We start from the raw sequence: 24,398 nt of genomic DNA on the forward strand, positions 1-24,398 counted from the left end.
GTGCTGGAAAATTAGTAAAATTAACATTAGGAAAATAGTGTAATTGATTATCATCAACTTTAAGTGTACCAATCCCATCATATAAAATGTGATAATTAACTTTTTGAGTAATTGGATCAGGTTTAACACTTGCAACAAGATTGTAAATGCCAAGACCCCAGCGAATATAAGGATTAAAAATTTCAGCAATACTAGTTAAGTTGTTATTTGATAAGTCTAAAGTTAAGTTGGGTTGGTTTAAAATATTTGGAAAAAATAATTAATATTTTTTAAATTAAAAATTATATTTAATTTTCCTAAATTATCTTTTATTAATCAAGCATTAGTTTTTTATTGTTAATGCTAAAATAAAAATAATAATATTTTTTATTTATGTTTTCATTTAGTTTTTTGAAATCGTTTTTAACTAATTAATTGAAAAAAAGATTTTTTTTATTAATAATGAAATTGAAAAAGTTTTCAAAAAACAATTCAATATTTTTTAATAAAAAATCAAATTTAATTTTTCTAAATTATCCTTTATCAATTAAACAGTAAATTAATCAAATTATTTATTGTTAATATTTAAAATAAAATCATTTAAATTTTTATTTATTTTTTGAAATTTTCTTAATTAACTAAATGAAAAAAAGGTTTTTTTATTAATATGAAATTGAAAAAAAGTTTAAAAAAACAAATTTTTTTATCAGCAACACTAGGGTTAATTTCTACTAGTGTGTTATCTGCATGTGCACCTAATTACAATGGCTTAGTTCGTTCTAAAACGAATATAACATCTAATCGAACTAATATTCAACCTAATCAATCATTATTACCAAACTTTCCTTCTTTGAATAATGATAATAATTCAAATAGTAGTGATACTAATGACAATAATAGCAGTTCATTAGATGATATTTTAAATAGTAGTGATGAAACTAAGTTAAATTTTTCTAACAATTTTTATCAAACAACTAAATTTCAAAGATCATCTGATATTGACTCTAGATTTCAAGGATTTGATTCTGATTTAAATCCTGAATATATTTTAAATGCTCCAAAATATAAAGATATTATTACTAGTTTAACTAAAGAGCAAATTAGAAATGATATTTTAGATAACTTAAAATATTTAGTTTTAACTAATAGTAAAATTAAAATTGATTTTACTAATTTAAAACTTGATTTTCAGCTTGAAAAACCTAATGATAATTTATTAATTAAAAACTTTAAATTAGTTTTTAGTCTATACAACCAAAATAATCAATTATTAAATTTATTTAATAGTGTGATGATTCCTGCTTTTGCACTAACTCAAGTAGTGATTCAATTTAATCAAGCACAAATTAATCCCAACTTGAAGAAAAATAATGCTTCAGATGGTAAAATTGATCAATTTTTTTCAGCCTGAACTGTTGATAGTAATGAAAATGATATTAGTGCTAAATTAAATAATTTAAAAGTTGTAGTTGGTGATAATAACAACCAAATTTTACAATCAAGTTCAGTTCAATCAAACTTAAGTTTTGTTGAACAAACATTGCATCATTTAGATTTTATTTTTGCTCGTAGTTTTGCTTTAAACACTTATTACACACGATTAACTACTGGCTTTGATTTTGCTAAATTAAATCAAGAAACAACTAAAAATATTAGCAACTTAACTTCTCAAGAAATTAAAGCCGATTTAAATCATAGTGAAATTAATTTAACAAAAATTTATTATGTTAATTTAGTTAAAGATATTTACAACATTCTAAAATATTTTTCAATTAAAAATGTTTCTCAAAATGATGGTAAAACTTATTCATTAATTGATTTAATTTATAATGAAACAACTTTAGCAGGAAGAAAAAAAATATTATCAGGTTTTGGCATTCCATTAACAGCAATTAATTTAATTGCAAGTATTTTTGATCAAAGTGATAAACCTAGTTTGAATGATATTTATGCTTTTATTGAAGCTTTTGTTGATCATAATTTAGCTAGTTTTATTTATGATCATCTAAAAATTCGTTTAGACTGAATTCAAGATCCAGTGATTAATAATGAAATTCCTAATCAACCTAGAGTTTCTTTAAAATACATTAAAACAGTTGAATTGGATCATGATTTAACTATTGAATTAAATACTAAAAAACAAGTCACTGCTAAACCAGATAGTAGTAATGGATCAACTACAAATGATTCAACAACTGAAAATAATGAACAAAAACCAGAACGAAAATATGATGTTAGCAAAGTATTAAATTTAAAAGTAATTTTAGGTGCATTTGGTTTTAATTTAAGTGATAATAAAAACCCTTTAAATTCAATTATCACAAGTGTTGCTAGTGATTTGGATTTAAGTAACTTAAACATTCCTAAAGGAACAAAAATTAGTACAACTTATGAAGTGGAAAATGGTAATTTATCACTTTATATGGCAAAAACATTTGATCATAAAATTGCTAATAATTACACTTTAGGATGACAAGTTGATCAAGTCCATTCTTCAACTGATTTATCAGGATTATATCAATTTTTAATTCCATTTTTTAGCAAGTTAAACGCTGTGCAAACTACTATTAGCAATGCAAATGTTTTTGCTGCGGAAGGTATTTTAAAATTAGTTGACAAAGTTAAAAAATTTGATATAAAAGCATTGTTTGAAATATTAACTTATTTTTATGTGCCTAATTCACAATCAAGAAATACTAAATCTAAAAATTGAATCACTAAAGAAGGTTTGAGTGAAACCGAATTGCAAAATCGTGTTGAACGTCCTGTTGAAAAATTTTTACGTTTACTATTAGCAAAAAAATTTGAATTTTCTAATTCACAAATTACTGCTTTAGTTTCTAATGCTTTTTATGATTTACCTAAAACAATTAATAATCAACCACTTTATGCTGAAATTAGTTCAAGTACTCAAGATAATTTAATTACATCTGATTTAGATAATGATCAAGATTTAGACAATGATCAAGATCCAGTTGTTAAAACTAGAACTAAAAGAGAGGTTGCAGATTTAACAGATTCTCTCGATTCAGCAACAGATACAAATTTAACAGATTCAAATAATACCATTTCTTCAAGTTATACTTCAAATGATCAATTAAACTTAGATCAATTAGTAACCAATGCTCAACCAGGAATTTTATTGGATGATATTTCAAATGAATCACATCAAAACCAAACTAATTTACAACTAATTTGAAAATTAGGTGATCAAAAATCTTTAGCTGATAATTATCAAAATTTTTATTCAAACACTACAGCAAGTATCAATGGTACAACTCGTAATAATGAATATGAAAAAATTATTAAAACCATTACTAATGATAAAGATGTTATTGATCCAACAAATAATGAAACAAAGCCTGATTTATTAAGCAAATTTGAAACTGCTGCGATTACAAGTTATACTAATCCACTAAATTCTTATTTAAAACCATACGTATCAATTTTTCAATTGCCATTGTTTAGTGTTTTCAATGAAATTTTGCAAGGAACTTTTGCTCAAGGACATGCGTTAGATTTTTCTAAGAGTGTTAAAAATGCATTAAAAAATTTAATTAATACAGTTGTTTCATTAAATCCTTATTTAGTTTCAACAAACTATCCTCTAAATCCTGATCAAATTGGTGTCTTAAAAAATAATAAATATAGTACCGAATTAGAAGATCGTCAAACTAGTGTAAGTAAATTTATTGCTCCTAAAACTGATTTTAGTAAAGTGAAATTTCCTGATAAATGTACAATTATTGATGAAAATCCAACATTTAGATTCTTTAAATCTTTTCTTGGTTGCAAATAATCAAACAATAATATAAATCAATAAACACTTCCTTAATATTAAGTTAGTTAGGAAGTGTTTTTTATTTTTTAATTATTGACTTAAATGAAATTAATCAATATCCACATTTTGCAATTATTATTTCAAAACAAAAACAACACAACTTTAAAATTAGTTGTATTGTTTTGAAGTGATTATTAATAATTAATTTTATTTAGAATTTGAACTTGTAATAATCGTTTTATTATCATTTACTAATTTTTCAAATAATTGTTGACCATTAATATTTTTAGGTATAGTTGCAGTTAGTTGCTGAATTATTATATCAATTTGATTTTCTAAATTGGAAGTATTAACATCACCTGCTGCATTATATAAAACATGTTTATTTGTATCTTTATATGGTAATGCATCTTGAGCTTCTAAAAGTTGTAAATAATCTTTAGATGATAATGCTAAACTATCATATATATACTGATCTTCAGTTTTTGCTGTTTTAGATTTGTCTTCAAATTTTTGAATTTGTTTTTTAACTAATTCTTTAGATCCAAAAGTTTCTGCTAAAGGAATAATATAACTTGATTTCTCTTGCAGATATTCAGATACTCTAACTTTAGTATTATTTTTAAGAATAACTTCACCTTTATAAAGCCATTTTAAAAAGTTTTTAAGTGCAGCATCTTTTTTAGAATTAATACTAATAGGAACTAAAGAAGATCCACCAGCAATATAAGTTTGTAAATTTTGCATTGAATTTTCAATTTTAGGTTCAGTACTAGTATATTGATTAAATCAAAAAACATCTTCATTATATTTACCATAACTATTAAAAATAGCATCACTAGGATTATTATTTTTATCAAGTGCAAAATATTTTCTAGTCAAATCAGACTGAACTGAATATCTAATGCCAACATTAGGAGCAATTGCAAAAGCACTTTCAAATTGTCTTACTAAATAAGCTGATCAATCATTATGACCATTTCGTGTTCTTGTTGTGTAATAAATACCACGAAGTTTATTTTTAGTATCAGCAGTACCGTTATTTTTTATAAATTCATTAAAGGCTTCAATGAATTGTTTTGCTTTATTAGTATCTTTATTTTCTTTTAAAAAAGTATAATCAACAACATTAGTTGTTTTCTGACTAGGATTATTTTTATAAGATCATACATAACTGTTAATATTTGATCCAGTTTTTTCTCATAATCTTCGATTAAAAATATTATATCCATAATCAACTGATATTATGTTTGCATATTTATCTTCTTTTATAACATTAACATTTGAATTAGGTTTTAATATTTTGATGATTTTTTGAGAAAAATCTTTTAATGAATCATAATTAGTAAAAGTTTTATCAGTAATCGTATAATTGTTTAAAGAATTATTGATACTTAAATTTGAATTATTTTGTGGATTTTTAACATTATATTGGAAACGGTTTCAAATTGTTTTTGCAATTTTGATTTTGTTTTTTTCTGATGTTATTTTGTTTAATTTAGCAACAATTGATTGTGATTGATTAGTTGAATCATTGATAGTATTTTCTAATTTAGCACCATTGAAAATAGTTTGGTCAACTAAAAATTTTAGAACAGGAAGATTAATTGCTAATGATTCAGTTGATGATACATCAAAAGGTAAAGCATACAAACGATTATGGTCATTATTTCCTGCGATTGTTGTATATAATGGTCTTAATCCTGCTGCAAAATCAGTGGGTTTTAGAACATCAGATACGTCTAATAATTTGCCATAACTATTAATTGTTGCTGCAGAAGTTGAAGAATTTAAAATTAGTGATGGGATCGTATTAGAATTTGCATCAATTTCACGAATTGTACCATTCAATAAATCAAATTCTCGATCAAATTTATTAGTTTCACTAGTAATTAATTCTACTGGTAAAAAATTATTTGTGTTTTTTTGCTGTTCATTATATAAAGGTATAATTTCATCTAAAGCAAAAATTAAAGGAAATATTTTTGTTTGTGATGTGGCAAATATTATTTTATTAGCAAAGTTATTACTCCCACATGAAATTACTGCTAAATTTAAAACTAATAGACTTAAAAAAGTAAATTTAAATTTTAAAAATTTTCTAATTTTTTTAGAAATCATTTTTATTCTTTCATTTGAATAATTTAATTAATCGGTTAATTAAATCTAATAAATTTCTTAATTATTTTTTTAAAAAAAGTGATGTTAATTTTAACTATTTATTTTTTATTTAAACTAATTGATTTCTTTTGATATTCGCTTAATTTTCGCGCAAAATAGGAATTAGTTTTTTTTAAATTATAAACTAAATATAAAACTGCAGCTAAAGTATAAAAACTAATGCCAATATTAACAATGCTAGAAAAGAAAAAATATGAAGTACTGTTATTAAAAGTTCATAATTTAGAATTTTGATTTCACCATTCAGTTTTACTTGTAATTAAATTAAAAGTAATTAATATTACTAATAAAAATGTTAAAAAAAACGTAGTAAAAATAAAACCAAAATTATGAACTAAATAATTGTATTTGTGCAACTCATTACTAATTTTATTAGGTAAATATTTTCTTTCTTTTAATACAAAGAAAAAAACAATTTCAACAAAAACTAAAATTATTGGTAAAAAGAATACTAATATTAAAAAAATTAACCGCATTGAAATAATAACAGTTTGATTCATAAGATTTATCTATCTTTTATTCTTGATTAGCTAAAATTAATTTGAATTGTTCTAATTCTTGACTATATTGTTCTAATTTATTTTTTTCTAAACTAATCTTTTCACTAGTTGCTTTATTTAAAAAATCATTATTAGCTAAAATTCTTTTAGAACGACTTACTTCATATTCTAATTTATTAATTTTCATTTTTAAAAAACTTTGATAAGATTGGCACTCATGAGCATCACAATAAATTTCCACAGTATATTGTTTAATTGCAAAAGCAATTTTATTTTTAGTTATTTTATTATCAACTTGATCAGTTAAATGTTCAATTTTAATCATAGCAAATAAATCTGCTACAGCTGCAATTTCAGTAACTAATTGTTTATGATCAGTTGCTTTAATACTAAATTTTCACACCGTATTAGGATTTTTTAATTGATTGCGAATGTTTCTAACTGTTTGAATTAATTCAAAAAATCATTGATGTTTTAGTTGATAAAATTGTGGTTTAATAATTTTTTGACAATAAAACTGATTATTTGATTGATGAATTTGATCATAAATTGCTTCAGTAATAAAAGGTAATAATGGATTTAGTAACACTAAAATATAGTTTCAAATATAAGCAATAAATTTTTGACTATTATTACTTAATATTTTAGGATGAATGAATTTAATAAATTCAATAAACCAATTACAAAAATCGTTTCAAACAAAATCAGTAATTTTTTTACTAATTAAATTAAATTGTAATTCTTGATAATGATGTTCTATTTTTTGATTTAATTCACTAATTTGACTATAAATTCATTTCTCAGATCAATTTAATTGATTAAGATCAAAATCAAATTTAGTTAAATCAATTTTTTTATGTTTTAAGAAATTAAAAGCATTTCAAAATTTATTAATAAAAACTGAAGCATTTTTTAATTTATCTTCATGATAAATTAAATCTTCACCACTATTAGTATTTTGAATGAAAAATAATCGCAATGCATCAGCACCATATTTAGTAATTAATTGCTGTGGATCAATTCCATTATTTAATGATTTAGACATTTTTTTATTAAATTGATCACGCACTAAACCATGTAAATAAACTTTTTTAAAAGGCATTTTTTGACTAAAAACACTAGCAAACATCATCATTCTTGAAACTCAAAAAAATAAAATGTCAACTCCAGTAACTAAAACTGATGTTGGAAAAAATGATTTTAATTTTGAATTTTCATTTTTATAAGTTTCTGTTGTAATTAATGGCCATAGTCCTGAAGAATATCATGTATCAAGAACATCTAAATCTTGAACTCAATTACCAGAATCATCAGGTGGAATTGTACTATTAACAACTTCTTTTGTTATTTTATGATAAAAAATCGGAATTTGAATACCTCATGTTAATTGTCGCGAAATACATCAATCTTCCATATTATTTAAATAATGTAAAATTTGTTTTAAATAATTATTAGGAATAAATTGCAATTGTTGACGGTTTTGTTTTAATAAATCTTGTGTTTGTTGAGCAATAATAGAAGTTTTTAGAAACCATTGTTTTGATAACATTGGTTCAACTACAACATCAGTTCGATCTGAATAACCAATATTATTAACATATGGTTTAATTTGAACTAGATTTTTCTTTTGTAATTTTTCAATTAATTTAATACGACATTCATTTTTATCAATTCCAGCAAATTCTTGACAATTTTCTAACATTTTATTATCAAGACCAATACATTTAATTAATGGTAAATGATGTTTTAAACCAATTTGATAATCATTAAAATCATGAGCAGGAGTGCATTTCATTACTCCTGTAGCAAAATTAGGATCAACATATGAATCAACAATTAATTTTAGTTTTTCTTGATTAGCAGGATTAATAAATTCTAAGTTAAGATAAGATAGATAGCGTTGATCATTAGGATTAATTACTAAACAAACATCAGCAAACATAGTTTCAGGTCTTGTTGTTGCTACAGTTAATTTAATCGTTGGATCTGAAGCACATAAATAATCAACATAATAAATATAACTATCAACTTGTTTGTAAACAATTTCAATATCAGAAATGGCTGTTTGCAATTGTGGATCTCAATTAACTAATCTTTCAGCTTGATAAATTAAGTTTTTTTGAAATAAAACTCTAAAAGAATCTAAAACTACTTCTATAGAATGTTGATCTAAAGTAAAACGTTCATAATTAGTACTAAGACAAAAGCCCATTTTTGCTCATTGTTCACGAATAGTATTAGCATGACTATCTTTTCATTGTCAAATCATGTCATTAAATTGATTACGACTTAAACAGTTTTTATCAATTTTTTTGCTTTTTAATTCTTTTTCAAATTTTGTTTGAGTAGCAATTCCAGCATGATCCATACCAGAAAATCATGCAACTTGATAATCATTTAACTTGTGATAGCGAATTAACATATCTTGTAATGTGCCATCTCAAGCATGACCTAAATGTAAAATTCCTGTTACATTAGGTGGTGGTAAAACAATAGAGAAAAATTTTTGATCGTTTGAATCAATCTTTCCTATTGCTAAATCTTTTCAGGAAGTTGGAATATTAGCTTCAATAATTTGGGGTTGATAGGCATTAGTTTTATTCATAAACTATTTTTTAGTTCAGACTTTCATAATATTTAATAATTTAATTGTCTGCTCTTTTTTCTTAGCGCTGACTAATAAAATTTTACTTAATGGTAAATTCATTTTATTAACAAATAAGTTTAATTGTTTTTGTTGTTGACTGTATGATAATTTATCAATTTTATTTAAAACTAATAAGTAATTATCAAATTTGGTTATCAAATAATTTTTAACTTCAAGATCTTGCTTACTTAAAACATTAATATCACAAACATGAATTACTGAAATTAGTTGTGCTCGATTATTAATGTATTGATCAATAATTGTTGTTAATTGTTCTCTTTTTTCACTATTAACTTTTGCATAACCATAACCTGGTAAATCAATTAATCAAAATGATTCAAAATCATAAAAATTAGTTGTTTGGGTTCTACCTGGAGTTTTAGAAATATATGCAATATTACTTTTTGCTAAAGCATTAATAATTGAAGACTTACCAACGTTTGATCTACCAATCAAACAACATTCAAATAAATCATGATGAGGATATTGTTCTACTTCAGTTACAGCAATAATAAAACGAGCCACTTTTGCTTTTTCTCAATTTTCAATTTTCTAATAAAAAGTTAATTATGATTGATTTTTAAATTGATTCATAATTTGTTTAATTTGTTTTTCACTAGGTTTACGTCCCATTTGAGCATACATACTACGAATTTGTTTTTCAGTAATTGGTGGATTTTCACGTAATTGTTTTTTAAAAATCCGCATTGCCAAATACCAACCTAAAGCTAAACCAACAATTAAAGCAAAAAAAATCCCTAATCCTGCACCCAAACCAACTGCTAAATCAAATTGGCTTTGAGTGTAAGTGTTAGCAACATTTTCAACTGCTTGTTCTAAAATGGTTACTAATGTCATAATCTTCACGTATTTTCTTTTTTTGATATTAATAATATTGATAATAAAAACTAAATTAAATTTTAATCTATTTAATTTTAAAATTTTAATGGATAAACAAATTTTTCTGTTTCATTATCACTAGAAGAATGTAAATTTTTTAGTGCTACTAATACTTCTTGATAACATTGATCAATTTGTTGGTTTTCAATTAAGTTTCAAAAATAATGAAACTTTTCTTTACCCCAATCTTCTAATCGTTTTGGTTCTAAATGATCTGCTAAAAAAATAATTTTAGTAGCAATTTCAGGATTATTTTCAATTGGTATTGTATGTTGAGCAACAGCACTTAAAATTCGGTTATTATTAATGAAATATTTATTTTTTAATCATCAAGCTGCTACAGGTCCATGTAAAACTTGATAACTTGGTCACCATTTAATTTTTAATTGGTTTCTAGCAATATCAATTAAATCACGTGGTTTAAATTCTTTGCATAAATCATGATATAAACCAGCAATATAAACATCAGCTACTAAACGTTGTTTTTCACTTTGATCTCAATGATTAGCAATTTGATTATAAATTTGCGTAATTTTAATCGCTGTTTTAGCTACAGTTAAACAATGTTGATAACGCTTTTCACTTAAATTTTCTTTTAATCTTGCATGGGCAAAAACACCATATTGATTAATGTATTCTAAAACTTTAGGATGTAAATTTTCGATTTGTGGTTTTAGTCCTAATGAAGTTTTATGATTTAAATAATTAACATCATTTAAATACAAAATTTTTTGGTGTGCTCAATAACCAAAATTAATTTCTGGTTGATTAGGGTTTTTATAACAAATAATTTGTGCAATCGCTACAATTTTAGCAACATTAAAAATTTCAGTAAAAGTTGTAAGTGTTTCAATATCAACTAATAAAAATAATTCAGCATCAGGATGTAAATTTTGAAAATATTCTAATGTATCATAACAATTAGATTTTTCTTTTTGTAACAATTCATATGAACTAATGCGAAAAACTGGTTTATAAAAATGAGGAATTGCTAAACGACACATATGTAATCGTTCTTGATCAGTTGATAAATGTTTTTTACCATATGGACCATAATAACTAGGCACTAAATATACAATATCAGCATTAGTAGCAATTGCTGCTTCATTAGCAATATGAATATTAAAATTGCTAATTGGATCAAATGGGTGAGTGTAAATAATAATTTTTTGTGACATTTTAATTTAATGGTTTTCTATTAATAAATTGATTAATTTTAACTGTTTCTGGTAAATAAAAATTAATTGTAATTAATTGCTTAGGATTAAAATCAATTCATCCTAAATCATCAATAACAAAATGGGTTTTTTCACTAATTTTAAATTGATGCTTAATTCATTTTACTGCTTGATCATTATTTGGGCAATATTTTTTATGATTAGGAAAATTATTTAGTTGTTCTAATTGAAATTTATTACTTTTAATGTGACTAATTTTTAAACAATTAGGGCCATAAAAGACTAAACTCATTTTTTGATCAACATTATCATCATTAGTTTCAATCATTAATTCCACAACTAAATAATTTTCTCAAAAATAAACTCGTGATCGATCAATTTGAAAAATTCTTTTGTTTCATGAGCTTTCTTGTAATAATTTAATTGTTTGATGATCTAATCAATTAAAAATCCCTTGATCACGTTTAAAACCAGGCGAATCGATTAATTTTTGTTGCTTGATTTTATTAACTAAAAAACCTTTGGTTGTATTTAAAAAACTACCAACAGAATTTAAGGAATTATGACCTAATTTTTTCATTACTTGATTGACAATTAAAGATTTACCAACTCCAGACATCCCAACAAAACAAATTTGAAAATATTTATTTGCAATTGCTAATAATTGATTGATACCAACTTTATTTTTCGCTGATAAAAAAATAATTTCAAACTGACAATTAAATTTTTTTAAAGTTGTAATTCAAGCAAATTCCAGTGCCTTTTTTTGTCAAAAATCTAACAATTCAATTTTATTAAGACAAATTAAAATTTTAGAAGAAATTAAAAATTTTTCTAGATTATCTAATACTGCTAAATTATAAATATCACTAACAATAACAGTGAGAAATTTTTTTGATTTTCTAAGAGCTAATTTAAAATTAGTTCATTTTTTTAAAAAATCCTGATCTGCTAAAGGATCAATTGCACTAGGTTTTTGATAATGTTTTAGACGATAACAACTTTGACATAAATTAATTTCAGTAATTTTCTTAGGAGTATAACCCAAACTGTCTTGATTATTATTTAAATAACTACCACAACCCTTACATTTTTTAATATTGTCATTAATTTTAGCATTAGAAAATTTCATCATTAGTTCCTATAATTATTTTTGATAAATCATTTTCATTAACAATATTTTTTTTCTGTAAATATCAGTAAATATAATTTTCAATTCAATATTTAAAACTATTTTTTTTAGTAATTTGATTTACTGGTAAATCAAATAAAGAAGTTACTAAAATGCTTTTTGTACCTAAAATATTAGCAGTTCAAATATCAGTAATAAATTGATCGCCAATAATAACTGTTTGTTCACTAACAATATGATATTTTTTTAAAAGATTACGAATTTTTCACGAAAATGGTTTATTTGCTAATCAAATATAATCATCAATATCATTAACATCACGACAAAAATTAACAACGCGTTTTTTGCGATTATTAGAAGCAACAATAACAATCATATTTTTACTTTTTAATTTCCTAATAAATTTTAATGCATAACTAGTTGGTCTTTTAGCAAAAAATGGTACTAATGTATTATCTAAATCAATAATTACTAAGCGAATTCGATTACCAACTAATCAATCAACATTAATTTGTGATAAATTAGAAACAAAAATATTAGGACGAAAATAATCAAATCAATTTAAAAAAAATTTTCGTAATGAAAAATTATCAAATCAATTTTTAAAATAATTTAGTAATTTTTTCTTGATCATAAGTTTCATAAATTAACTTTTCAGCAAATAAAGTTTCTTTTCAAAGATCATTAAAATGAGATATTGCACTTGTTTTCTTATCTTTTAATAAATCATTAAGATTAACTAAACTAATTTTTTCTTGATGGTCACTAATTCAAATTTGATCATGATCACTAACAAAAAAAGCGCTTTTTAAATTAGGATGATTCAAACCTAAAGAAAAACCAATTTGTGCTAATTTATTTAACTGTTTTTTGTTATTAAATGCAATTTTTTTAATTCCAGCTTCAAATCATAAAAATAAAAAAAGATTTTTATTACTTGGTACTTCTAAAACACTAATAATTTGATCATCATTTTTTAATTTAATTGCTTTTTGACCCATTGAATTACGTGATAAGCAATTAATTTGATTTAATAATACATGAGTACCCATACCATTTTTAGTTAAAAATAATACTGAAGCTAAATTTTGTTGAATTAAAGTTGCAGCAACTAAAGTATCGTTTGAATTTAGTTTAATGACACTAATTGATCGATTAGAATTTTTGATTTTAATAAAATCATTAATTAAAATTCGTTTAGTTAGTCCATATTTTGTTGTTAGTAACACCATTTTATGATCAGTATTGCACTGATGATCAAGCACAAGCAGATCAACAATTTTTTCATCTAAATCAATTTTTAAGTATTGGTTGATACTAATAGGTAAACTACTTAATTTTTTAACTTCGATTTTAGCAACATTTAAAATAAATACATTACCTAAATTAGTAAAAATTAGTAGTGCATCTTTATTATTGATTGTTTGAAAATCACGATAAAAATCATTTGGTTTAATTTTATTATTTTTTAAATCAGATAATTCAACTTTTTTCTGATCAATAATTTTTAGTTCTTGATTTTTTGTTCAACAATAATATAAGGGTTTATCAACAATTAAAGCTTCTTGATCAAATTCTAAATTTAGTCAATTTTGACATAATTGCGATTGTCGTTTCAAACCAAAATTTTGATTAAATTCTAAAAATAATTGTTTTAAATGATGATTAAACTGTTCTTTAGAATTTAATAAATTTTCAATTGTTGCTAAATTTTGTGTTAATTGTTGATGTTCTAATTTTAGTTCAGAAACATCATCAGCACTTAAACGGTATAAACGTAATTGTACAATTGCTTCTGATTGATTTGGGCTAAAACAATATTTTGCTTCTAATTTAGCTTTAGCATCAGCTTTATTACTACTACGGCGAATCAAATTAATAATTTCATCAGTAATTGATAATGCTTTAATTAAGCCTAATAAAATTTCGATTCGTTTTTTAATTTGATCAACATCAAATAAAAAAGCTTTTTTAACTACATTTTCAACATGAACTAAAAAAGCATTTAATAATTGTTTAATATTCATTAATTTTGGTTTACGATTATCAATAACAACAAAATTGATATTATAACTAATTCGTAAATCAGTGTTTTTATACAAATAATTAACAATTGTTTTAATATCAGCCTTTAAATCAACATCTAAAACAATTGATAAACCATTTTGATCAGATTCATCACGTACTTCAAGCACATTAGATAACTGGTTGTTTCAAATTAAATCATCAATTTGCTTAACAATATTAGCCTTATTAGTTTCAAAAGGAATATCTGAAAAAATAATTTGTTGCATTTTTGGTGTTTGTTCAATACTATAATTAGCATGAAGAAAAAATTTACCCCTACCTGTTTGATAGGCTTCTTTAATGCCATTACCAATTTCAATTGTTCCTTTAGTAGGAAAATCAGGAGCAGGTAATAATTTTAAAATTTGCTCAATTGATAAATCATTATTATCAATTAATTTTAATAACACTTGACATAATTCAGAAGGATTAAAAGGTGGGATGTTAGTTGCATATCCAGCAGCAATTCCTGAGCTACCATTAATTAATAAATTAAAAAATAAGGCTGGTAGAACTGTTGGTTCTTTTTGAGTATCATCAAAATTATTAACAAAATCAACTGTTTTTTTCTCAATGTTTTTTAACATTCATTCACTAACTGCACCTAATCGAATTTCAGTATAACGTGAAGCAGCAGCAGGATCACCATCAATTGAACCAACATTACCATGCATTTCTAATAATTGTAAATTAGATTTTCATGGTTGAGCCATTCGCACAATTGCTTCATAAATTGAAGCATCACCATGAGGATGAAAATTCCCCATAACTTCACCAACTAAATTAGTTGATTTTTTATGTGGTTTATTATGAGTTAAATTTTTTAGATGAGCAACATATAAAATGCGTCTTTGCACTGGTTTTAAACCATCGCGTAAATCAGGTAAAGCTCGATCTTGAATGATATATTTTGCATATCTTCCAAAAACTTCAGAAATAATTTCATCTAAAGATCGATGAATGAATGATTCATTATGAGAACTAGTTTTTTTATTGTTCATACAAATCATCCTCAACAATAAAGTTGATGTTTTCATTAATTCATGTTTTACGAATTGTGACATCATTACCCATTAATGTCATAATTCTTCGTTCTACTAAAGAAATATTATCCATTGTAATAGCAATTAATTGTCTTGTTTTAGGATTCATTGTTGTTTCTCACAATTGCTCAGGTTGCATTTCACCAAGTCCTTTAAACCTTTTAATTTCAATTTTTTCATATTGTTTTTTTAATTGCTTAATTTCATGGTTAGTTCAAACATAAAATGGTTTTTTAGATTTAGTTGTAGTTACCATATACAATGGTGGATTTGCTAAGTAAACATGATGGTTTTCAATTAATGGCTTCATATAACGATAAAATAAAGTTAATAATAATGATTGAATGTGTGCACCATCATTATCAGCATCAGTCATAATAATAATTTTGCCATAATTTAAATTTTTTAAATTAACATCTTTACCAAAACCAATTCCTAAAGCATTAATAATCGCTGTAATTTCTTCATTGTTTAATAAATCAATTAATTTTGATTTTTCAACATTAATAATTTTTCCTTTTAAAGGTAAAATTGCTTGATTATATTTTGAACGACAATTTTTAGCAGATCCACCAGCTGAATCACCCTCAACTAAAAAAATTTCATTTTCACTTGCTTTTTTTGATTGGGCTGGAGTTAGTTTACCTGCTAACATGCGACTGTTTTTAGCAGTTTTAATTTTACGAATTTCTTCACGTGCTTTTCTTGCTGCTAAACGTGATTCTTGAGATAGTATTGCTTTTTTAATAATTGCTTCAGCAGCAATTTTATGATCTTTTAATCATTTACTAATTTGACTTAAAACAACTTTATAAACTGCTGTTTTAGCTTCTGGAGTGAATAATTTAGTTTTAGTTTGCCCTTCATAAACAATTAAATTTTCAGGAATTTTAACAGCAATTACTGCAGCAATCCCTTCAAGCACATCACTAGTTTCTAAATCATTTTTTGATTTTAATAATTTATTTTTTTTAGCATAATCATTAATTGCTTCACTTAATGCTTGTTTAAAACCTTGCTCATGACTTCCACCATATTTGTTTTTAACTGAATTAGCAAAAGCAACAATACTATCATTAATTTCATCAGTATATTGTCAAGCAATTTGAACATCAATTTTATCTTCTAAACCTGCTAAAACACAAACTGGTGTAATTGCTTTCTTATTTTCATTCATAAATTTAACATAACCTGCTAAACCTTCATTAGCATTAAAAACATGCGTTTGATTATTCAGATCAGTAAAACGAATTACTAAATTTTTGAATAAAAATGATGTTTCTCTTAGACGTTCAATAATCATACTTGATTTAAATTCACAAATTAGAAAAATACTAGGATCAGGTTTGAAATAAACTTTTGTTCCTTGTTTATTAGTTTTACCAATTTTTTTTAGTGGTTGAACAATTTTACCACCATGTTTAAAATGTGATTGATATAAAACTTGATCACGAGCAACTTCAACATATAAAAATTCACTTAAAGCATTAACTACAGATGAGCCAACACCATGCAATCCACCAGACACTTGATAAGCATTATTACCAAATTTACCTCCAGCATGCAACGTTGTAAAAACTGTATCTACTGTTGATAATTTAGTTGTTTGATTGATTCCAACAGGAATTCCTCTGCCATTATCTTGAATCATTACTGAATGATCGGGAAATAGTTGAATTAAAATCGTATCAGCATAACCAGCAATAACTTCATCAATGCTATTGTCAAAAATTTCTCAAATTAAATGATGTAAACCATCTTGATTAGTTGAACCAATATACATTCCAGGACGTTTACGAACGGCTGCTAAACCTTCTAGAACTTTAATACTATCATCTGAATATAAATTATTGTTTTTAAGTTTCATTAATTATATGTTTCCTTATGATGTAGACAGTTTATTAATTATTAATCTAATATTAGATAAAAAAACACCACTACAAAATTGGTAATGGTGTTTTCAATTGCAAAATTAACTTAATTTCACTATTTACTATCTTTAATTAATTGATAATTATTTTCTTTAATTTTATTAAAAGCATTATTTTCTTCGCGATTAATTTCATCAAGATCAATATCTTCTGTTTCAGAATATAAATTATGATAAGTATTAACTTTCTTTAATTCTTCAATATCTTGATCATCTAAAACAATATTTTTGGCTTTAACATATTCATCAATTTCACTTTTAGTTCTAGCACAAATAATTGGCTCAATATCAAAATGCATTAAATAGGCTAATAAAATTTGGGGAATTGTTGCTTGATATTTTTTAGCAATTGCAATAATTCGCTTATCCTTTAAGTTAGCTGTTAAATCACCTAATGGAGCATAAGCTTGAATTTTAATATTTTTTGCTTTGCAAAAATTGATTCGATCCCAACGCATATTATTCACTGATAATTCGATTCGATTAGTTTCAGGCAAATATCGAGTTATTTCTTCTAATTTTAGAATTAAATCTTTATCAAAATTTGATACACCAATTGATTTCACATTACGAATTCGTTTGCAATCTACTAACTGTTTTCACGCATTAATGGTCATTTTTGTATCACAATGAGGACGATGCAATAAATAAGAATCAATTTCTTGAATATCACCTAATTTTTGTAATGAATTTTTTAGTGATTTATTAATTCCACCACGATATTGATTAGGTCAAATTTTTGATTGTAATTCCATTTTTAAACTAAAACGTTTGTATTTTAATTCAATTTCTTTAATGGCTAATCCAATCGCAGCTTCATTACCATAACGTCATGCACTATCAATAAAGTCATATCCAGCACTTTGAGCATTTTTAATTAATTCTGCCAAAATTTTAGGATCACGTAAATTTTTAGTACCTAAGCCAAGTTTTTTGTTATTCATTTAGGTTCCTTAAAAATATAAAAATAAGAATATGCTAAATTATAACATATAAACGGTTTTGTTTTAAAATTGTTTTTTTCTCTTTTTAAAATTAATTATGATATAATGCCAAACTTTTTAATAAAAATTTTGCTTGTAATTTAAAGTAATTGAAAAGATTAGAATGCAAAAGATGATAATTAGTTTTTTTTAATTAAATTTATTTAGATTGAGAAATTAAACAACAATTTTATTAAGCTAAAAACGATAGTTAAAAATCCTGCTATAATAAATAAACTTATTGCGAAATTTTATTGAAAAATTAATAATTAATTTTTAACTGACAGTTTATGTATCAAAAACGTGATTATGCTGCTAATTATTTTCTAAAAACTGAAAAGATTATTAAACAATTTAATCCTAATGCAATTGTTACTTTACAGTTTTTTCAAAGATATGATGATACTCTTTTAGGTGGCATCAATGAAGTATTGGCATTATTGCAAACTGAAACTGATACAACTAAATATTCAATTAAATATTTACCTGAAGGTTCAATCATTAATTCATGTGAAGTTGTTTTAGAATTAGAAGGTCATTATCAACATTTTGGTGTTTTTGAAGGTATGATTGATGGAATTTTAGCTCGTGCTACATCAATTGCTACTAATGCTTATCATTGTTTAAAAGCCGCTAAGCAAAAAACAGTGATTTTTATGGGCGATCGATCTGATCATTATATTAATCAAGAACGTGATGGTCTTGCAGTGGAATTGGCTGGTATTAAAATGCATTCAACTAATGCTGGTGCTCAAGGAAATGATCAAATCGTTTTTGGATCAATTCCTCATATTTTAATTCAAAATTTTGAAGGTGATTTATTAACTGTAATGCAACATTATCATCAGTTATTTCCTGAAGATCAAGATTTAATTGCATTAGTTGATTTTAATAATGATGTTATTAGTGATTCTTTAAAAGTGCTAAATTACTTTGGAACAAAACTAAAAGGAGTTAGAGTTGATACTTCAAAAACAATTCAAGATAAAATGTTTAATCAAAATGATCATGAATATGGTGTTACACCTAATCAAATTAAAAAATTACGACAAGCATTAGATGCAAATAATGGTAAACATGTCAAAATCATTGTTTCTTCTGGATTTAATCCTGAAAAAATTGCTTATTTTGAACAACAACAAACTCCTGTAGATGCTTATGGTGTTGGTGAATATATTATGCAAATTAGAAATTATTTTAGTGCTGATGCTACTAAAATTAATGGCAAGGAACTAGCTAAAGTTGGCAGAAAATATCAATTTAATCCCAAATTACAAAAATTTCAAAAATAAAAAAAATGGCAAGCGAATTGGTATTTTTGGTGGCTCATTTAATCCAGTTCATAAAGCTCATATTAAAATTGCTCAATTATCAATTATTAAATTAAACTTAGATCAGCTAATTTTTGTTCCCGCATTTAAAAACCCTGACAAAATTAATCATAATTATGTTTTAGGATCTGATCGAAAAAAAATGTTGGAATTAGTTCTTTGTGAAAAATGTCAAATTTCTGAATATGAATTAAATGCCCATACAGTTAATTACACCTATCAAACAATTGATTATTTTAAAAAAACTTATCCTAATGATCAATTATTTTTTATTATTGGATCTGATAATTTAGAACATTTAGATCAGTGAGAAGGAATTGATCAAATTGTAGCACAAGCTAAAATTGTTTGTTATCAAAGAAGTGAAAAAATTAATGATTTAAATCAAAAAAAATTAAATGTTGCAATTATTTCAGATAAGATTTTTCATGAATCTTCAACTGGTTATCGTTCAGGAATTTTTGATTATTTAGATCCTAAGGTTTTAGCATATATTGGTGAAAATTATTTGTACTTATATGAATTGTTAAATCAACACTTAAAACAAAACCCAGTTTTAGCAAAATGTTTTAATTATCTTGTTGCTTACATTAAACAACAACTTTATTATTATGATCATAAAGATTATTTGTTTGTTGCACCTAATGAAAATTATCACCAAATTTATCAATGGTGCAATAACATTCCTAAAACAAAAGATATTAATCACAACATTAGTTCAAAAAATCTTTTATTATTAAAAAAACATTTAGACTTAATTAATCGTTTACCAATTTTAATTAGTATTATTTTTATTGGTTTGAATCAAAGTGATTTAATTAGTCAAAATTTTGTTTACTGTTTAAAAACAATAATTGCTTGATCAGAAAAATATTATTTAAATCAAGCAACTTTAAATTGATTAAAAGCAATCGCTATAAATGGCATTAGAACTGAAAAAGATAAAATTTTTGCTTGATTAATTATTGATGGATTTAAGCAATATTGAAATGAATTGAAATCGCATACAAACAAATCGCTATTGCATTAGCTAAGTTATGTGATTTGTCAACATTAACTGGTTCTAACATAATTCTTGGGCTTAAGTTAATTTTTTCTGCTAATTTAGTTAAACCAAAAGTTTCTGAACCAAAAACTAAAAATAAATTTTGGTTTTTTAATTGGGGGTTATTTTTTAAATATTGTTGTAATCCTTGAGCATTATTTTTACTAAAAAATAATATGGCATTGTAAGGATCATCTTTAATTAAACGATAAAAATCTTCTCATGAATTATACTCATGAATTTTTATTTTTTCAATACAACCCATTGTCGCTCGAATTAATTCTTGATTTTTAAAATGACAAGCATCATTTTTAAAATAACGCATATTACCAATTCAACCATAAGGTCGGATTAAAAATAATTCTGCTTGAAAAATATAAGCAATGCGAATAATATTACCCATATTAGCAGCATTTTCTGGACAATAAACAACAATATTTAACATAAAAATTATTTAATTTTAAAAATTTAATCTCAATTGAATCGATCTTAATTTAGTGTTTTTGCTTAATAATTAATTAAAAAAATCTAATAAAAATTATTTATTTAAAATTAATTATAAAATAAATTAAACTAGATGTTTTCAAGATTTCACATTCAACTTCATAAAATTTAAATTTTATAACATCATCAACATCAAAAAATTTTAATTATTAAAATGAAAAATATTAAATTTACTCAAGAATTAATTGAAAAAAGAATTAATCAAGTTAAAAGAAAACTAATTAAAAATAAAAATGCTTTTAAAATTGATTTAATTATTAAATACTTAACTAATTATCAAGAATATGGTCATGTTGTTGCCATTGCTGGTTTAGCTGAAACTGGTAAAACGAAATTATTAGCTGATTTATTCACTTTAACTAATAATGGTTTAATATTTCCTGAATTGCAAAAAGAGAATAATTTTAAATTATCATTTAATAAAAAAACAAAACTAAAAAATTTTTTCTTAGATACTAATGTTTTTTATTTTAAAAACATTAAACAAGCAACAATTAAAGAAATTATTCAAGATATTAATCAAAATTTACGTAATAATTTAATTATTAATAACTTTGGTAGTTGAAAACATTTTAAATGATTAAAGGAATGATTAAATTTTAGAAAAATTGTTAAAATCAACCGTAAAATTATTAGTTTAGAAAAAGCGATTAGTGCTTCAAGAAATTTAGAACAAAATAAATTAATTTGACCAATCCTAACCACACTAACAACAATGGGGACATCAATTGGTACTCCACTTTTGTCACTAGCATTATTACGTCAAGATGTAATTATCAATTTATTAGGATCTCATTCTTATTTAGCAATTCTTATTTTTAGTATTTTATTAATTACAATTGGAATATTTTCAGTTATTTCTTATTTAATTAGTAATATTTATATTAATCGAACTTCTAATATTACATCTGATTATTTATTGTTTTATCAAAAATTGTTAGAAAAAAATTTTAACTTATTAAAAGATCAAAATAATAAATTTAGTTTTTCTTTTAAAAAATTGCGCAATAAAGTTAATATTAAAACTAAATTTAATTATTTTTATGATGGCATTAATAAAAATAGTCCTGATTATAAAACAATTATGAATTTATTGCAAATTATGCAAGCAATGAATAATAATATTTTTTTCACAGTAACATTTGAAAAAACATTTGAACATAAACAAATTTTTGACAATAGTTGAAATGATCAAACTAAATGTTTAGTTTGAACATCTGAAAACTTCAAAAATAGTACTAACAATCGTTTATTAATTCAGTTTATTTTAAAAAACTTAAGTGTTATTTTAAAAATTGATGCTTTTGATCTTTATCGTAAAAATCAAGAATTTACAGAAACAATTTTCATGTTATTAGAATATGTTGATAATGATACAAAAATTATTAATTTTCTAACATTATGTAAATTGTATTATCGTGGTTTAGAAAATTTTATGCAACATAAATTTGGTTTAGAATATTTCTATCAAACTTTACCTTTAATCATTTTAAAAGCGATTAATAATTTAGTCTTTAATGAAGTGTATTATCGCACCACAAATCATTTTAGTATTGATTTTAGTGATAATAATTCTTATGTCTTTCCATACAATCACTTAAAATTAAATAAAATTTTGAATGATAATTGAAAAAAATTTGGTGCTAATTCAATTATTTTTCAATGAAATAAATTTTTTGATAACCATTCATTTATTGACATTTTAAATAATTATAAGGCTTCATTAGAAAATAGTTTAAAATTTAGTCATAAAATTAGTAAAACAATTGCTGTTTTATTAAAGCAAAGAGAATATCATAAAACTGATATTAAAGAAAAAAGTCAATATTGAAAGGCGATATTGTATACTAATGATTTAGCAGAAAATTTAATTTGAATTAAATTTGAAAATATTAATATTTTAACTCCAAATGAATCAGAAAATTTAAACTTATTTGATCAAATTTATCAAATTAAAAATAAATCATATACACTAAAAGCTAAGTATATTATTATGGAATTTCATGATTATTATTTTACTTTGCAAAAAAGTTTGAATGATTATGAATTATTACACTTTTTTTAATAAAAAGAATGATCATTTTAAAATTTAAGAGAAATAATTATGCGAATTGTTGCAATTGATGTTGGTGCTCATAAAATTGGAATTGCGATTACTGATTTAAATCAACAAATTATCACTCCCTTAGAAACGATTAAATTAAATCAGTTTAATGGCAAAAAATTATTTGCAGAATTTCAAAAAATTGTTAGTAGTTACTGATCAGAAATTGACACGATTGTTATTGGTTATCCTAATCATCTTGATAAAAAAAAACGAATTTTAATCTCAAATACGTCAATCAGTGCTTAAGAATTTTTCGCGCATGAACCGATTGAAAAGTAGTAACTCAATCAGAAATTTATTCTACTCAATGAACTGAAGCAACAATGCGTGACTTAAATTATTTTCAAAAAAAAATTAAAAATCAATCTGATAGTTTTGCTGCAGCAAAAATTTTGCATGATTTTTTATTAACTCAAAATCAAGATGCAATTATTAGTTTTGTTTAATTAAATTTTTAATAATAATTGATTCAGATTGATTTTTAATTTCAATCATTTTTTGATTAGCATAATTTGATCAAAATTTTTTTATTGTTAATACATTCAAATGATATTTTTCTAAAAAATCAAGATCATTAATAATTACTAATGATAACTTTTGTGTCCTAATGATTCAATTGATAATTGATCTTAAATTTAATGACTGAAAATTTTGTGATAATAAAGAATTAATTCATGTATGAGTAAAATATTTTGATTTTAACCAATTTTGCTGATTTTGAAAAAAATCAAGTAAAACAGAATTAAAAATGAAAATTTGTATCTTTTTTTGCTGATAAATAATAATTAATAATAAACTAATAATCAAACTTGTACCATAAGAGCAAAAAATAAAATTTTGCTTACAAATACTATTGATATATTCAATAACTAATTGGCTTAAAATCGGATAAGTTAAATTATGATCTAATAATTTAATTTCATAAATCGGATGATCATCAAAAATTGTGCGATGCACTAAATTATCTACTTGACTAGCACAATCAAATAAAACAAAAACAGGTTGATATTTACTGTTTTGATTAAAAATTTCAACTTGATAAAATCAGTCAAAAAATTTTGCTTTAATAATGATTGAGTTCATAATAATT

At 23.7% G+C, this 24,398-nt stretch carries 19 protein-coding genes; 6 read left to right on the top strand and 13 right to left on the bottom strand.

From position 1 onward, the window contains the following. Positions 1-646: 646 nt before the first annotated feature. Entirely contained in the window at positions 647-3,778 is a 3,132-nt protein-coding gene (locus tag MCAV_RS02080) for a hypothetical protein (RefSeq protein WP_391592232.1), read from the top strand. 189 nt (positions 3,779-3,967) lie between these two features. Here the strand turns inward: MCAV_RS02080 and MCAV_RS02085 are convergent, their stop codons facing one another. From MCAV_RS02085 to MCAV_RS02135, 11 genes are all read right to left on the bottom strand, one after another. Continuing rightward, complete coding sequence (locus MCAV_RS02085; protein WP_391592233.1) at positions 3,968-5,881, bottom strand: P68 family surface lipoprotein; 1,914 nt, start codon at positions 5,879-5,881, stop codon at positions 3,968-3,970. 98 nt (positions 5,882-5,979) lie between these two features. Next, a complete protein-coding gene (locus MCAV_RS02090) occupies positions 5,980-6,441 on the bottom strand; it encodes a hypothetical protein (protein WP_391592234.1) in 462 nt (153 codons plus the stop codon). 16 nt (positions 6,442-6,457) lie between these two features. Beyond that, positions 6,458-9,046, bottom strand: coding sequence for a valine--tRNA ligase (locus MCAV_RS02095; RefSeq protein WP_391592235.1), 2,589 nt, complete (start codon positions 9,044-9,046; stop codon positions 6,458-6,460). A 3-nt stretch (positions 9,047-9,049) separates the two neighbouring features. Continuing rightward, complete coding sequence (gene yihA, locus MCAV_RS02100; protein WP_391592236.1) at positions 9,050-9,613, bottom strand: ribosome biogenesis GTP-binding protein YihA/YsxC; 564 nt, start codon at positions 9,611-9,613, stop codon at positions 9,050-9,052. A 42-nt stretch (positions 9,614-9,655) separates the two neighbouring features. Further along, the gene (locus tag MCAV_RS02105; protein WP_391592245.1) at positions 9,656-9,874 is read right to left on the bottom strand and encodes a YneF family protein; all 219 of its coding nucleotides are present in this window, start codon (positions 9,872-9,874) and stop codon (positions 9,656-9,658) included. A gap of 149 nt (positions 9,875-10,023) precedes the next feature. Then, a complete protein-coding gene (gene yqeK, locus MCAV_RS02110; protein WP_391592237.1) occupies positions 10,024-11,166 on the bottom strand; it encodes a bis(5'-nucleosyl)-tetraphosphatase (symmetrical) YqeK in 1,143 nt (380 codons plus the stop codon). Between the two features lies 1 nt (position 11,167). Then, positions 11,168-12,298 (bottom strand): GTPase RsgA, encoded by a 1,131-nt coding sequence (rsgA, locus tag MCAV_RS02115; RefSeq protein ID WP_391591482.1) that lies wholly within the window; start codon positions 12,296-12,298, stop codon positions 11,168-11,170. Continuing rightward, positions 12,285-12,932, bottom strand: a complete 648-nt coding sequence (locus MCAV_RS02120; RefSeq protein WP_391591483.1) for a YqeG family HAD IIIA-type phosphatase — start codon at positions 12,930-12,932, stop codon at positions 12,285-12,287. Before MCAV_RS02120 ends, rsgA begins: the two co-directional genes overlap by 14 nt. Continuing rightward, positions 12,901-15,366, bottom strand: a complete 2,466-nt coding sequence (locus MCAV_RS02125) for a DNA topoisomerase (ATP-hydrolyzing) (RefSeq protein ID WP_391591484.1) — start codon at positions 15,364-15,366, stop codon at positions 12,901-12,903. Before MCAV_RS02125 ends, MCAV_RS02120 begins: the two co-directional genes overlap by 32 nt. Continuing rightward, positions 15,356-17,275, bottom strand: coding sequence for a type IIA DNA topoisomerase subunit B (locus tag MCAV_RS02130; protein WP_391591485.1), 1,920 nt, complete (start codon positions 17,273-17,275; stop codon positions 15,356-15,358). The genes MCAV_RS02125 and MCAV_RS02130 overlap by 11 nt, the downstream gene beginning before the upstream one ends. Positions 17,276-17,394: 119 nt before the next feature. After that, a complete protein-coding gene (locus tag MCAV_RS02135; RefSeq protein WP_391591486.1) occupies positions 17,395-18,282 on the bottom strand; it encodes an aldo/keto reductase family protein in 888 nt (295 codons plus the stop codon). Between the two features lie 329 nt (positions 18,283-18,611). Between MCAV_RS02135 and MCAV_RS02140 the strand changes: the two genes are divergently transcribed. Then, entirely contained in the window at positions 18,612-19,613 is a 1,002-nt protein-coding gene (locus MCAV_RS02140; protein ID WP_391591487.1) for a nicotinate phosphoribosyltransferase, read from the top strand. Beyond that, positions 19,564-20,682, top strand: coding sequence for a nicotinate (nicotinamide) nucleotide adenylyltransferase (gene nadD, locus MCAV_RS02145; RefSeq protein ID WP_391591488.1), 1,119 nt, complete (start codon positions 19,564-19,566; stop codon positions 20,680-20,682). The genes MCAV_RS02140 and nadD overlap by 50 nt, the downstream gene beginning before the upstream one ends. Here the strand turns inward: nadD and MCAV_RS02150 are convergent. Further along, positions 20,627-21,142, bottom strand: coding sequence for a TrmH family RNA methyltransferase (locus tag MCAV_RS02150; protein ID WP_391591489.1), 516 nt, complete (start codon positions 21,140-21,142; stop codon positions 20,627-20,629). The genes nadD and MCAV_RS02150 overlap by 56 nt on opposite strands. Positions 21,143-21,355: 213 nt before the next feature. Between MCAV_RS02150 and MCAV_RS02155 the strand changes: the two genes are divergently transcribed. The 3 genes from MCAV_RS02155 to MCAV_RS02165 all read left to right on the top strand — a co-directional run bounded on the left by MCAV_RS02155 (position 21,356) and on the right by MCAV_RS02165 (position 23,754). Beyond that, positions 21,356-23,266, top strand: coding sequence for a hypothetical protein (locus MCAV_RS02155; protein ID WP_391591490.1), 1,911 nt, complete (start codon positions 21,356-21,358; stop codon positions 23,264-23,266). Positions 23,267-23,305: 39 nt separating this feature from the next. Beyond that, the gene (gene ruvX / locus MCAV_RS02160) at positions 23,306-23,554 is read left to right on the top strand and encodes a Holliday junction resolvase RuvX (protein ID WP_391591491.1); all 249 of its coding nucleotides are present in this window, start codon (positions 23,306-23,308) and stop codon (positions 23,552-23,554) included. A gap of 77 nt (positions 23,555-23,631) precedes the next feature. Continuing rightward, positions 23,632-23,754, top strand: a complete 123-nt coding sequence (locus MCAV_RS02165) for a hypothetical protein (RefSeq protein WP_391591492.1) — start codon at positions 23,632-23,634, stop codon at positions 23,752-23,754. On the opposite strand, the gene MCAV_RS02170 is transcribed toward MCAV_RS02165, so the two are convergent. Beyond that, positions 23,741-24,391, bottom strand: a complete 651-nt coding sequence (locus tag MCAV_RS02170) for a hypothetical protein (protein ID WP_391591493.1) — start codon at positions 24,389-24,391, stop codon at positions 23,741-23,743. The two genes, MCAV_RS02165 and MCAV_RS02170, sit on opposite strands and share 14 nt — an antisense overlap. Positions 24,392-24,398 lie beyond the last annotated feature (7 nt).

The sequence above is a fragment of the [Mycoplasma] cavipharyngis genome (assembly GCF_042984175.1).
Classification (GTDB): Bacteria; Bacillota_I; Bacilli_A; order Mycoplasmatales; family Mycoplasmoidaceae; genus Mycoplasma_N; species Mycoplasma_N cavipharyngis.